This window comes from Catellatospora sp. NPDC049609 (assembly GCF_040675365.1).
In the GTDB taxonomy this organism is placed as follows: domain Bacteria; phylum Actinomycetota; class Actinomycetes; order Mycobacteriales; family Micromonosporaceae; genus Catellatospora.
The window spans coordinates 1-13191 of record NZ_JBFAOU010000207.1 but is presented as its reverse complement, the minus strand read 5'-3'; the positions used below and the strand labels follow the sequence as shown (position 1 = coordinate 13191).

11 protein-coding genes and 1 pseudogene are annotated in these 13191 nt (G+C 74.0%); 7 read left to right on the top strand and 5 right to left on the bottom strand.

What is annotated here, in order from left to right:
• Nucleotides 1–1043 (bottom strand): annotated as a pseudogene (locus tag AB0J67_RS34740) (M4 family peptidase); the annotation flags it as partial.
• Between the two features lie 194 nt (nt 1044–1237).
• On the opposite strand from AB0J67_RS34740, the gene AB0J67_RS34735 reads away from it, so the two are divergent.
• Together AB0J67_RS34735 and AB0J67_RS34730 are read left to right on the top strand one after the other, a co-directional pair.
• Nucleotides 1238–2158: a GNAT family N-acetyltransferase gene (locus tag AB0J67_RS34735; RefSeq protein WP_363488913.1), complete on the top strand. Its 921-nt coding sequence runs from the start codon at nt 1238–1240 to the stop codon at nt 2156–2158.
• A 108-nt stretch (nt 2159–2266) separates the two neighbouring features.
• Nucleotides 2267–3319, top strand: a complete 1053-nt coding sequence (locus tag AB0J67_RS34730) for a hypothetical protein (protein ID WP_363488911.1) — start codon at nt 2267–2269, stop codon at nt 3317–3319.
• A gap of 82 nt (nt 3320–3401) precedes the next feature.
• Here the strand turns inward: AB0J67_RS34730 and AB0J67_RS34725 are convergent, their stop codons facing one another.
• The 4 genes from AB0J67_RS34725 to AB0J67_RS34710 form a co-directional block, all read right to left on the bottom strand.
• Nucleotides 3402–3908, bottom strand: coding sequence for a DUF1990 domain-containing protein (locus tag AB0J67_RS34725; RefSeq protein WP_363488909.1), 507 nt, complete (start codon nt 3906–3908; stop codon nt 3402–3404).
• 115 nt (nt 3909–4023) lie between these two features.
• A complete protein-coding gene (locus tag AB0J67_RS34720; protein WP_363488907.1) occupies nt 4024–4611 on the bottom strand; it encodes a Rieske (2Fe-2S) protein in 588 nt (195 codons plus the stop codon).
• Nucleotides 4611–5168, bottom strand: a complete 558-nt coding sequence (locus tag AB0J67_RS34715) for a DUF6529 family protein (protein WP_363488905.1) — start codon at nt 5166–5168, stop codon at nt 4611–4613. The genes AB0J67_RS34720 and AB0J67_RS34715 overlap by 1 nt, the downstream gene beginning before the upstream one ends.
• A gap of 12 nt (nt 5169–5180) precedes the next feature.
• A complete protein-coding gene (locus tag AB0J67_RS34710; protein WP_363488903.1) occupies nt 5181–5870 on the bottom strand; it encodes a hypothetical protein in 690 nt (229 codons plus the stop codon).
• A gap of 209 nt (nt 5871–6079) precedes the next feature.
• On the opposite strand from AB0J67_RS34710, the gene AB0J67_RS34705 reads away from it, so the two are divergent.
• The 5 genes from AB0J67_RS34705 to AB0J67_RS34685 form a co-directional block, all read left to right on the top strand.
• A complete protein-coding gene (locus AB0J67_RS34705) occupies nt 6080–7678 on the top strand; it encodes an adenylate/guanylate cyclase domain-containing protein (protein WP_363488915.1) in 1599 nt (532 codons plus the stop codon).
• A complete protein-coding gene (locus AB0J67_RS34700; RefSeq protein ID WP_363488901.1) occupies nt 7675–8355 on the top strand; it encodes a Crp/Fnr family transcriptional regulator in 681 nt (226 codons plus the stop codon). The genes AB0J67_RS34705 and AB0J67_RS34700 overlap by 4 nt, the downstream gene beginning before the upstream one ends.
• 77 nt (nt 8356–8432) lie before the next feature.
• The gene (locus tag AB0J67_RS34695; protein WP_363488899.1) at nt 8433–9005 is read left to right on the top strand and encodes a protealysin inhibitor emfourin; all 573 of its coding nucleotides are present in this window, start codon (nt 8433–8435) and stop codon (nt 9003–9005) included.
• Between the two features lie 75 nt (nt 9006–9080).
• The gene (locus tag AB0J67_RS34690; RefSeq protein ID WP_363488897.1) at nt 9081–10718 is read left to right on the top strand and encodes a RecQ family ATP-dependent DNA helicase; all 1638 of its coding nucleotides are present in this window, start codon (nt 9081–9083) and stop codon (nt 10716–10718) included.
• Nucleotides 10719–10928: 210 nt separating this feature from the next.
• Nucleotides 10929–13191, top strand: a 2263-nt coding sequence (locus tag AB0J67_RS34685; RefSeq protein ID WP_363488895.1) for an MMPL family transporter, incomplete at its 3' end; no start/stop codon positions are given.

Genomic DNA, 13191 nt, shown 5'->3' with positions numbered 1-13191 from the left:
CCGCCGGACTCACCGGAGTAGACCAGGCCCGCCAGCGCCTCGGTGACGCCGTGGCTCATCTCGTGGCCGGCCACGTCCAGCGACACCAGCGGACGGCTGTTGGACGAGCCGTCGCCGTAGGTCATCTGCGCGCCGTCCCAGAACGCGTTGACGTAGTTGTTGCCGTAGTGCACCCGCGACGGGACGCCCGAGCCGTTGCCGAAGATGCCGTTGCGGCCGTGCACGTTCTTGAAGTAGTCGAACGTCTTGGCCGCGCCGAAGTGCGCGTCCACGCCGGCCGACTGCCGGTTGGACTGCGCCCCGGTGCCCCACGCGTTGTCCGCGTCGGTGAACGTGGTGCAGGTCGACGTGCCGTTGTTCATGTCGCACGTGCGGCCGTTGCCCCGGGCCGGGTCGATCAGCTGGTACGTCGAGCCCGACAGCGTCGTGTCGATGCTGACGGCGCCCGAGTAGATGCCGGTGCCGGTGCCGGTGACCGTCTCGATCTCGTCGAACGAGCCGATGAGCTCACCGCTCACGGCGTCGCTGATGACGTGCAGGCGGGACGGGGTCTGGCCGTCGGCCAGCCAGCCGTGCACGACGGTCTCCCAGGCCAGCCGGCCGCTGCCGGTGCTGGCGTCGACGAACAGCTCCGGCGAGCCGACCGAGGTGATCGTCCCGGCGAAGCCGCCGCGGGCCGTCTCCTGCGCCTTGGCCGCGCTCACCTTCGGGGTGGTGGCGAGCGACAGCGGCGCGATCAGGCCGTTGGAGGCTCCGGCGTACGAGCCGCCGGCCTTGGTGTGCACGACGAAGTCGCCGCCGTAGACCCGCAGGCCCTGGTAGGTGCGGTCGTACTTGGTGTGGGTGGCGCCGTTCGCGTCGCGCACGACGCGCTGCACCGAGTAGCCGTCGGCGGCCGAGGCGCGGATGTCGGCGGCGCTGGCCCCGACCGTCTGCGCCTTCGCGGCGGCCCCGTCCGGGGCCGCGCTGGTGCCCGACGCCGCTACTGCCACGAACGCGACCGTGGTGACGGCCGCGCCGGCAATGGCGATGATCTTTCTCACAAGAGTCCTCCCCGACTCCAAAGTGGTCAAGTGGCGGTAGCCACAAGCACTCTCTGGATACCTGAACGCCCATTAGATAGAAAGTCTTATGTATTTCGTTGGATACATGTAGGATCAGCGTTTCCATCGAGAGCTGCCGATCCCTGTGCCGAAACCGGGCGTGGCCCCGGCGCCGGGGCGCGTAGGGTCGCCGCGTGTTCGAGGTGCGCGGGGCGACGGAGCCCGAGATCGAGACCTGGCGGGCGGGATGGGCGGCCCGGCTGCGCGAGCGGTACGCCGCCCGCTACCGCGACCCGGCGGCCGTGGCGCGGGAGGTCGAGCGCAACCTCGCCGCCCAGGCCGGGGACGGCGGCGCCGTGTACACCGTCGAGGTCGGCGGCGCGCCCGCCGGGCACCTCGCGCTCGGCGGCGCCGTCCCGCGCCGGCCGGACGACCGCCGGCTGTTCGACCTGTGGCTCGCCCCCGAGCGGCGCGGCCGGGGCCTGGCGCGCCCGCTGGTCGCGTGGGCCCGGCGGCAGGCGGCCGCCGGCGGGGGCGCGCGGCTGTCCGTCGCGGTCGTGCCCGGCGACGCCGCGAGCGACGCGCTCTTCGGGGCGTACCCCCTGCGGGCGCAGCAGATGGTCACGACGGTGGCGGCCGGCGTGACCCTGCCCGACGGGATCTGCGGCCGGGCCATGACCGAGGCCGAGTTCGGGCCGTGGCGCGCGGACCGGGTCCGGCTTTATGCCGAGTCGGTGGCCGCCTCCGGCGCGCTACCCCCGGCCGACGCGCAGGCCAGGGCCGCCGCCGAGTTCGACGCGCTGCTGCCCGGCGGGCTCGCCACGGACGGGCAGCGGTTTCACTGCCTCGTCCACGACGGGCAGGTCGTCGGCACCATCTGGCTGGAGCACGCCCTGCTGCCCGGCGTCAGCTTCGTCAACGGCGTCGACGTGGGCGCGGCGCACCGCGGCCGGGGGTACGGCCGGGCGGCCATGCTGCTCGGCGCGCAGGCGACCGCGGCGGCGGGCGACGCGCAGCTCGCGCTGAACGTGTTCGGCCACAACACCGTCGCCAGGCGGCTCTACGACTCCCTCGGCTACCAGGTCGTGGAGCAGTTCCGCGCGGACGACCTCTGACCGCGCAACATTCATTCGCCACGGGTTCACGACACACTCATTGAGATGGCTACATTGGCATGTTTCCATGTCCGGGCAGTTACCGTCCCGTCACGGAAAGGTATCGACATGCCAAGACCGACTCGCGCGATCTCCGCCCTGGCCGGGCTCGTCGCACTGATCGGCATGCTGGTGGGCACCGGCACGCCCGCCCAGGCGGCAGTGCCCGACCGGTTCGGCTTCACCCTCTGGAACGGCGCGGCCGTGGTGCCCGCGGGCAACTACCCGGCGGGCAACACCGTCCTGCCGGTGGGCGTCGGCGTCTACCAGGTGCGGTTCGCCGGGCAGGCGTTCTCCGGCGGCGTCGTGCACGTCACCGCGGTCAGCAACGGGCCGCGGTGGTGCCAGGCCGACTCGTGGGGCCCGTCCGGCGCCGACGAACTCGCCATCATCCGCTGCTTCCGGGCTGGCGGGGTGCCCGACAACAGCGGCTTCAGCGCGTTCTTCACCACCAGCACGGGCGTCGGCGCCGGCGGCCCGTACGGCTACGTGCACGCCCAGCCCACCGGCGCCATCGTCAGCCAGTACAACGCCGCGGGCGCGCCGAACTCCGTCACGCCCCTGGGCGTCGGCACGTGGAGCGTCAAGTTCCCGGGCATCGGCAGCGCCGGCCCGATCGACGGCAGCGTCCAGGTCACCGCCGCCGCCTCGGTGCCGACCCGCTGCAAGGCCCGCAACTGGACCTCGATCCCGGCCCAGCAGGAGGTCATCGTCTACTGCTTCAACGCCGCGGGCGCGCTGGTCAACAGCCGCTTCACCGTGTCGTACCAGCAGAAGACCTCGCTGTACGGCCCGGCGATCCCGCCGAAGTACTTCGGCTACCTGTGGCACGTGCCGGGCGCGGGGCCCGCCACCACCAACTTCAACTCGGTACTCGGCTTCGGCGCCAACACCCTCATCTCCGCCGGACCGGGCCTGTCCCTGGTCACCTTCCGGCAGATCGGCTTCACGCCGCTCAACGTCCAGGTCACCGCGACCGGCTCGAACTCGAACTTCTGCGGGCTGAACTTCCCGTGGACCGTCGCCGCCCCGGACCTCTACGTCCGTGACGTCAACTGCTTCACCAACGCCGGCGCCGCCGTCAACTCCGGCTTCACCGTCTCCGCCAACTCGCGCCTGTAGTTCGCGACGCCTGTTTCGGGGAAACTGCGCGAATGCCCGCTCCCCAGGCAGCAGTTTCCCCGAAACAGCAGCGATCGGCGGGTCAGCGGCCGGCGGCGACGAGCCGGCGCAGGGTGCGGCCGAGCAGGCGGGCGTACGCGTGCTGGAAGCCGGGTACGAGCGGGCCGCCGGCCCGGGTGAACCAGCGGTCGGGGCGGCTGAACGAGAGCATCGTGAACCAGACGGCGCCGTCGCGCAGGTCGACGACGAACGACTCCTCGCCTCGCACGGGGTGGCCGGGCAGCGTGCCGTAGCCGAACCCGGCGCCGGTCGGGGTGTCCTCGGCCCACACCACCCGGCACGGCGCGGCGATCCGCAGCGGCCCGAACCCCAGCCGCGAGGTCACCACGAGCCCCTCCGCCGCGCGCGGTCCGGCGGCGTCGACCAGCACCCCCACCGCCCGCTGCGGCGCGAACGTCAGCACCGCCTCGGCCGCGGCGCCCAGCACCGCCGCGTCCCCGATCCGGGTGCGGTAGCGCAGGTGCTGGTATCCGGGCGGCAGCGCACCGTCCCGCGTGGCGCCGACCTCGGCATAGCTGTACGGACCCACCGGGCTCCCCCGTCGTCGACCGCCGGAGGCACTCCCCGCCGGTTCGGAAGCGGCGCCCAGCTTAGGAAGGGCACCTTCTTATACGGAAAACGATAAGAAGGTGCCCTTCCTTACCTCAGGCCCGGACCACCTTTCCGGCGGTCTCCTTGACGCGGATCTCGCGCAGGGGGCGGTTGGCGGGGCCGCCCGCGACGGAGCCGTCGGTGGCGCGGAAGCGGCTGCCGTGGCAGCCGCACTCGATGACGCCGTTCGCCACCGAGGAGACCACGCAGCCCTGGTGCGTGCAGACCGCCGAGAACGCCTTGAACACGCCCTGCTGCGGCTGGGTGACGACCAGGCGCTCGCCCTCCAGCACGACGCCCCCGCCGACCGGCACGTTGGCCGCGTCGACCAGCGCGTTCGGCGGCGGGGCCGGCTGTGTCGTGCCACCGGCTCCCGTGGCGCCCGTGCCGGGCGTGGCCTGGCCGGTCGCGCCCGGGGTTGCGCCCTCGGTCGCGCCCGGGGTGGCTCCGGCGCCGGTCGGCGCGAGGTCGGGTGCGGCCGCCGGGTCGGGCTCGGCGCTCTGGCCGTAGGTCTGGCAGCCCGCCAGCAGCGCGGCCGCCCCGGCCACGCCGGCCAGCACCGCGCGCCGCGACGCGCAGCCCGCCGCGCAGGAGCCCGGCGCGGTGCCGCCGGGCGTCGTCGGTCCAGTCAGGTCGTCCATCAGAACCGCACTCCGAACGTGGTGAAGAACCACAGCGACGAGGTGAGCCACAGGCCGATCAGCGCGGTGAACACCGCGCCGCCGAGCAGCGGCAGGGTCCAGCCGGGCAGCCCGCGCTTGGGCAGGCTGAGCATCTTCACCGTGAACGCGCCGAAGAAGAAGCAGCCCAGCAGCGAGTGCGCCAGCGTACGCATGTCGTACGTGGCGAAGCCCAGCGCGTAGAGGCAGTGCACCGCGACCGGCACGGCGAGCAGGAACGCGCCCCGCCCCGACCAGCGGTGCAGCGGCCCGAGCCAGCCCGGCGGGTGTGGCCCGAACTTCCCCCACATCGCCAGCGCGGTGGTCAGCTGCACCAGCGCGAGCAGCGCCGCGCCGCTGGCCAGCCATACCTTCACCTCCATCGGGCCGGAGAACCCGGCGATGTTCACCGAGACGCCGGTGGGGGTGTGCACGCTGCCGTACACGCCCAGCGACACGGTGACCACCGCCCCGAGCAGCAGCGGCACGTACAGTCCGGTCGCCGGGGCGATCCGGCGGGTGCCCTCGTCCGCAGCCATGTCGGCCCTCCCTCAGTTCGCGGTGAGCGCGCCGGTCACCGGCGTCGCGGTGAGTGCGGCGCCGTCGACGGTCACCGCGCCGGTGGCGGGGTCGACGGCGGGTGCCGGGCGCGGCTGCCCGTCGACGGTGACGATGCCGACCTGGCTGCCGTCGGGCAGCACGATCCAGCCGCCGACGACCTTGGCGTTACGTACCGTCGCGGTGGCCCGGTAGAGGCCCGACGGCTTCTTGACGGCGGGGGCGGTGAACTTCCAGCTGCGGCCGCCCGCGGTGACCGTGCCCGCGGCCTTGCCGCCGCCGAAGGTGCCGGCCAGCGTGGCGCCCTTGGCCCCGGCCAGTTCCAGCTTCCCGGCCGCCGCGGTGCCCTGCAGCCACACCTCGGCCTTCTTCCCATCGCAGAGGTACGCCACGGCGACCCCGTCGGTCACCGCGATCGCGATGGTGGCGCCGCCGCCGTCGACCTTGCCGGCCCAGACGGCGTTGACCTTCGCCGCCGGGGGCGGGCCGGCGGGCGGCGCGCTGGACGGCGGCGGGTCGACGGCCGGGGCGGTGGCCGGCGCGGAGGTCGCCGCGGCCGCGCCGAACCCGGCCGGGTCGGGGTCGTCGCCGCCGCGTGCGGTGACGGTCAGGTTCACCGTGATCAGCACCGCCGCCAGCGCGAGCCCGGCCAGCAGCGTGATCAGGGGCCCGTTGCGCTTCATAAGCAGCTCCTCAGGTAGTCACCGGTGGTGACGTACTCGATGGAACCGCTCGGCGGCCCGGGAGTCTGCGCATTAGTCCACACAGCGCATTCGCGACAGTGCCAGTCGGCGGCGGTGCGGCGTAGGGTGTCGGCGTGCCGCGCCCCCTCCTGCACTCCACCGTCCAGCCGGTCCGCGCCGCGGTCTGGTTCGTGCACCTCGCGCTGCCCATGGCCGGGCTGTGGCTGCTGCTGGCGGTGCCGGGCACCGACATCGCCTGGCACGACTCGCACAGCCACTTCTGGCTGGTGCTCGCCGTCGCCGCGGTGAACGTGGTGCTCGGCGTGCGGATGGGCGCGGTCGCGCGCACCCGGTCCGACGCGCGGCTGCTGCTGGTGTCGCTGGCGTTCCTGGCCAGCGCCGGGTTCCTGCTGCTGCACGCGCTGGCCACGCCCGGCGTGCTGGTGCACCACCCCTCGGTCGGATTCGACCTGTCGCAGCCGGTCGGCCTCGCCGTGGCGGCGGTGTTCGCGCTGGTGTCGTCGCTGGATCTGGAAGGCGCGCGGGGCGACGCGGTGCTGCGTGCCCGCCGGGTGCTCCAGATCGGACTCTGGCTGCTGATCCTCGGCTGGGGCGCGGTCGAGCTGCTGGACCTGCCGCCGCTGAACGCCCGGCCCGGCCCGCGCGACGTGCACGGGCCGATGGTCTGGGTCACCGTGGCGACCGTGCTGCTCTACCTGGTCGCCGCGCTGCGCTACTTCGCGATGCACCGGCGCAAGCCCGCCGCCATGCTGATCAGCATCGTCACCGCGTTCACGCTGCTGGCCGAGGCGACGGTGGCGGTGCTGCTGGCGAACAAGTGGGCGCTGTCCTGGTGGGAGTGGCACCTGCTGCTGGCCTTCGCCTTCGGCTTCGTCGCGTACAGCGCGTACGTGCAGTACGGCCGCGAGGGCGGCAGCGCGGGCATCTTCGACGCGATCACCCTGGACCAGACCGCCCGCGCCATCCGCGCCGAGTACGGCGCCGCCCTGGAGGAGCTGACCACCGCCCTGCAGGAGCGGGAACGCACCGGCACCGGCAGCGGCCCGATCGCCTCCCGCCTGGCCGAGCGGTTCGGGCTCACCGAGGGGCAGACCGCCGTGCTGGACCGGGCCGCCGCGGCGCTGTCCGCCGAGCGGGAGCTGTCGCGGCGGCTGGGCACCCTGTTCCGGCACTACCTGTCGCCCGACGTGGCCGCCGCGCTGCTGGCCGACCCGGACCAGGCCGCGCTGGGCGGCGAGGTGGTCGAGGTGACGGCGCTGTTCGCCGACCTGCGCGGCTTCACCACGTTCTCGGAGGGCGTGGAGCCGGCCGAGATCGTGCGGATGCTCAACCGCTACCACGGCGTCGCGGTGCCGTGCATCCTCGACAACGGCGGCACCGTGGTGCAGTTCGTCGGCGACGCGCTGCTGGCGCTGTTCAACGCCCCGGCCCGGCAGCCCGACCACGCGCTGCGCGCGGTGCGGGCCGCGCTGGCGATGCAGCGGCAGGTCGACGCGATCGCCGCCGGGCACCCGGAGTGGCCCCGGTTCCGGGTGGGCGCGAACACCGGCCCGGCGCTGGTCGGCAACATCGGCAGCGAGCAGCTGCGCGGCTTCAACGCGATGGGCGACGCGGTCAACGTCGCCGCCCGGCTGCAGACGCTGGCCGAGCCCGGCCAGGTCGTCATCGGCGAGGCCACCCGCCTGGCCGCGGGCGCCGCGATCGCCGCCGAGCCGCTGGGCGACCTGACGGTCAAGGGCCGGGTCACCACGGTACGGGCGTACTCCGTGCTCGGGCTCGCGCCGTGAGCGGGGACTTCTGGGGCCTGCTCACGCCGGACGAGCAGGAGGCGTTCACCCGGCACAGCAGGCAGCGCCGGTGGACCCGCGGCGAGGTGCTGTGCCGCGAGGGCGACCGCTCGGACTGGGTCGCCATGCTGCGCGCGGGCCGGGTCAAGGCCTCCTCGCACACTGCCGCAGGCAGCGAGGTCGTGCTCGCCGTACGCGGCCCCGGCGCGCTGCTCGGTGAGCTGTCCGCAGTGGACCGGGCGCCGCGTTCGGCGACGCTGGCCGCGCTGGAGCCGGTCACCGCGCTGGTCATGCTGCTGCCCGAGTTCGAGGCGTACCTGCAGGCCCACGGCCGGGTCGCGATCCTGCTGATGCGGCTGCTCAGCGAGCGGCTGCGCGACGCCGACCGCAAGCGCGTCGAGTTCGGCGCGCAGGACAGCACCGGCCGGGTGGCGGCCCGGCTGGTCGAGCTGGCCGAGCGGTTCGGCCGCCCGGACGGCGCGGCGATCGCGATCGCGCTGCCGCTGTCGCAGGACGAGCTGGCGGGCTGGGTCGGCGCCTCGCGGGAGGCGGTGAGCAAGGCGCTGGGCGTGCTGCGTACCAACGGCTGGGTCCGCACCAGCCGGATGCAGGTCACCGTGCTGGACCTGCCCGCGCTGCGCCGCCGGGCCGGCCTGCCGGGCCCCGGCCCGTCGTGACGGGGCCGGGATTGGCGTAGGACGCCGCCCTCGCCGAAGCCGGAGCGCCCGCGCGCAGCGCGCCTAGACTGGCGTTCATGGCTGAGACCGCGCCGCACGGCAACCGATCCGCGACCCGGACCGTCGAACCGACCATGACCGCACTGCGTACGGCTGCCTTCGCGGCCCTGCTCCTGCTGGTGACCGCGTGCGCGCCGGGCGGCACGGCCTCCGGCGACCCGTCCGCCTCCGCGGCCGCGAGCCCGAGCAGCGCGCCCGCGAGCCCGAGCCCGGCCACCTCACCCGAGATGTCCGAGGCGTCGGTGGCGGTGGTGCGCAGCGGCGGCATCGCTGGGGTCAACGACACGTTCATCGTCGAGCCGTCCGGCAAGTGGACCGCCACCGACCGGTCCGGCGCCGCGAAGTCCGGCCAGCTCAACGCCCAGCAGCGGCACGAGCTGCAGCGGCTGGCCCACGAGCCGAAGCTGGCCGAGGAGAGCAACCGGCAGCGCGGGCGGAGCAAGTGCAACGACGCGTTCACCTACACGGTCACCGTGAGCGACGCGAGCGGGCAGAAGATGGTCGGGTTCAGCGACTGCCCCAGTGACGAAAATCTGCCACAGACCGCGATGGCGATCGCCGTGCTGGTCACCGGGGCTGCCAACAACTGATCTTCATCCATACGCGTCAAACGACGGCACAGGGATGACGTTTGGGTGTCGCCCGAACTGGTTAGAGTCGCGGCGATGATGTTCCTATTCCGCTCCCTGCGCCTGCGCCGCGCCGCCCGTGACCACTTCGGCTGGAACCGGTTGCGCCCCGCGCAGCTGGACGCCATGCGCGCCCTGCTGCGCGGCCGCGACGCGGTGGTGGTGCTGCCCACCGGTGGCGGAAAGTCGGCCGTCTACCAGGTCACCGCGTCCCTCCTGAAGGGACCGACGGTGGTGATCTCGCCGCTGCTGGCACTGCAGCACGACCAGATCGCCAACCTCAACGACCGGGGCAACCCGGCGCTGCGCGCGGTGCGCGTCAGCTCCGCGGAGACCCCGGCCAAGCAGGCCGCCGCGCTGCGCGAGCTGCGCGAGGGCACCGCCCGGTTCCTGTTCATCACCCCGGAGCAGCTCAGCTCGCCGGAGCGGCTGGCCGAGGTGAAGGCGCTGCGGCCGGCACTGGTCGCGGTGGACGAGGCGCACTGCATCTCGTCCTGGGGCCACGACTTCCGGCCGGACTACCTCACCCTCGGGCACCTGATCCGCGGGCTGGGCCGCCCGCCGGTGGTGGCGCTGACCGCGACCGCGTCGCCGCCGATGCGCGAGGACATCATCGCCCGGCTGGGCCTGCGCAAGCCGAAGGTCGTGCTGACCGGCCTGGACCGGCCGAACCTGTTCCTGGAGGCCACGCACTGCCCCAGCGAGGACTACCGCTGGCGGCGGCTGCTGAAGCTGCTGGAGGAGGCCACCCCGCCCGGCATCGTGTACGTGCCGACCCGGCGCGCCGCCGAGGAGCTGGCCCAGCGGCTGACCGAGGCCGGCTACGAGGCCATGGCCTACCACGGCGGCATGGCGACCGGCGTGCGCGCCAAGGCGCACGAGGCGTTCCTGTCCGACCGGGTGCCGATCATGGTGGCGACGTCCGCCTTCGGCATGGGCATCGACAAGCCGAACATCCGCTTCGTGGTGCACATGGCGCTGCCCGACTCCCCCGACAGCTACCTGCAGGAGATCGGCCGCGCGGGCCGCGACGGCGAGCCCGCCCACGCGCTGCTGCTGCACCGCGCCGAGGACGTGGCGCTGCAGCGCTTCTTCAACGGCGGCGCACCCGACCTGGCCGAGCTGCGCACCGTCGCCGCCGCCCTGCACAGCGGACCGGTCGGCAAGACCGCGCTGGCCAAGAGCACCGGCTTCGGCGCCCGCAAGCTCGCCGGATACCTCAGCCTGCTGGAGCAGGTCGGCGCGGTGGCCACGGGCAGCAAGGGCGAGCTGAGCGTGCCCCGCTACGCGCCGCTGCCCGACCAGGCCGCCCGCGAGGCGCTCGCCGAGCACGGCCGCTACCAGGCGGGCCAGCGCTCGCGCACGGACATGATGCGCCGCTTCGCCGAGATGCGCGGCTGCCGGGTGCAGGCGCTGCTCGGCTACTTCGGCGAGCAGCTGAACAACCCGTGCGGCCACTGCGACAGCTGCCACGAGGGCACCTCCGAGGTGGTCCCCGACGACGTGCCGTACCCGCTGCACAGCACGGTGCGCCACGCCGACTGGGGCATGGGCATGGTGCTCGGGTACGAGAAGGACCGGATGACGGTGCTGTTCGACGACGTCGGCTACAAGACCCTGTCGGTGGCGGTGGTGACGGCGCAGCGGCTGCTCATCCCGGAGCAGCGCAGCTGAGCGGTCACTTCTTGCCGAACATCCACCGGATGGCGGCGACCAGCAGCAGGATCCCGAACACGATGCCGAACAGTCTGGTGTAGATGTCCTCACTCGTCACCGCGCCAGCCTAGACGCCGGGTCCGGCGACGGGGCATTGCGGATCAGCGGGCGTCAGTGTTTCATGACCACGGCGCCCGCGAGATCGCTCCGGCCGCCGGGGAGGACGCGATGCTGGCACGTCTGGGCAGGTCGGTGGCGCGCCACCGGATCATCGTCGCCGCGGCCTGGGCGGTGCTGGCCGTCGCCGGGGCGGTGCTCGGCGGCTCGGTCTACGACCGCACCGAGTCCCCCGACCAGCTGCGCCCCCAGGCGCCGTCCACCCTGGCGCAGGCCCGGCTCGACGCGGTGGACCCCGAGGGCGAGCAGCTCGTCGCGGTGATCGCCGGGCGCGACTTCCACGCCACCGCGCTGGTCGACAGCGCCACCCGGATCATGTTCGAGGTGCGCGCGATCCCGGGCGTGGCCAAGGTGACCGACGCGTACACCGCCGGCTCGGGCATGATCGGGCCGGACGGGCAGAGCTCGCTGGCCGTGATCGAGCTGGACCCGGCGCTCGGCGACGACGAGGCGCTGGCCGTGGCCGACCGGGTGGCCGCCGCGCTGCACCGCATCGACTCGCCGCAGGTGCTGGTCGGCGGGAAGCTGCTGGCCGAGCGCGACTTCGGCGAGCAGGCCGTGGCCGACGCCGCGTTCGGCGAGTCGGTCGCCATCGTGATCCTGTGCGGGGCGCTCGTGGTGATGCTGGGCGGCCTGGTCGCGGGCACCCTGCCGCTGGGCGCGGCGCTGGCCGTCGTCGCGGGCACCCTGCTGGCGCTGACCGGGCTGGCCGGGACGATGCCGGTCAGCGAGTACACCGTCAACGTGGTGACCCTGCTCGGCCTGGGCCTGGCCGTCGACTACAGCCTGCTCATCGTGTCGCGGTTCCGGGAGGAGCGGGCCGCCGACCCCCGGGCGCCCGTGCCGGAGCTGGTCGCCCGCACCGTCGCCACCGCCGGCCGGGCGGTGCTGGTGTCCGGGCTGGCCGTCGGCGTCGCGCTGTCCGGGCTGTTCGTCTTCGCCGAGCCGCTGCTGGCCGCGATGGCGCTGGGCGGTGCGCTGGTGGTCTGCCTGGCCACGGTGGCCGGGCTGACCCTGGTGCCCGCGCTGGTCGCGCTCGCCCACCGGCGCATCCCCGCACCCGGCACGCGCACCTGGGTCTGGCGGCGGACCGCCCGGCGCGGTCCCGGGGTGCTGGCCCGGTCGGCCGCGTACGCCCAGCGCCGCCCCGCCGTGGTGGCGCTCGCGGTGACCGCCGGGCTGCTGGTGCTGAGCCTGCCGCTGCTGAGCGCGAACCTCGCCGACTCCGACGCCCGGTCACTGCCCGCGGGCAGCGAGGCGCGGCAGGCGTACGAGCTGGCCCAGCGCGACTTCGCCACCAAGTATCCGCAGCCGATCCCGGTGCTGATCGAGGCGCCCGCGACCGACCCCGCGACGGCCGCGCTGCTGGAGCGGATGCGCACCGTCGCGGGGGTGACCGATGTGGACCTGCGCGAGGGCCTGCCGCGTGAGGTCACCGTCGCCGAGGTGGAGCTGCCCGGCCCGCCCGCGGGCGAGCAGGCCCAGCGGGTGGTCCGCGACCTGCGCGCGCTGGACCCGGCCCTGCTGGTCACCGGACCGGCCGCGGAACTGGTCGACGCCAAGGACGCCACGGCCGACCGGCTGCCGGTCGCGCTGGCCGTCGTCGTCGCGGCCACCGCGCTGCTGCTGTTCCTGCTGACCCGCTCGGTGGTGGTGCCGGTGAAGGCGCTGCTGATGAACCTGCTGACGCTGGCGGCGACGCTGGGCGTGCTGGTCGCGGTGTTCCAGTGGGGCTGGGGCGCGGGGCTGCTCGGCTTCACACCGTGGGGTGCGCTGGACCTGACCACCCCATTGCTGCTGTTCGTGTTCGTGTTCGGCCTGTCCATGGACTACGAGGTGTTCCTGCTGGCCCGGATCCGCGAGGAGTGGCAGCGGCGCGGCGGCGGCGACCGTGCCGCCAGCGACCGCGCGGTGCTGGCCGGGATCACCGCGACCGGGCCGGTGGTGACCGCCGCGGCGGTGTCGATCGGCATCGTGTTCCTCGGCTTCGCGCTGGGCGAGCTGGTCGCGGTCAAGGAGATCGGCGTCGGCATGGCCGTCGCCGTCCTGCTCGACGTCACCGTCGTCCGCGGCCTCCTCCTCCCCGCCCTCATGTCCCTGCTCGGCCGCGCCAACTGGTGGCCCACCACCGCCCGCCCCGCCGCCCCCACCCCCACCCCCACCCCCGCGCCCGCGCCCGCGCCCGCGCCCGCGCCAAGATCGTCCGACTTGCCTGGCAAAAGGGCGAAAGAGCGGCCAAGATACGCATCCATCCACGAGGGCCTGGACCCGGCGGCGTTCAACGCGCTGCTGCCCGAGCGCCGGGCCCTCCACT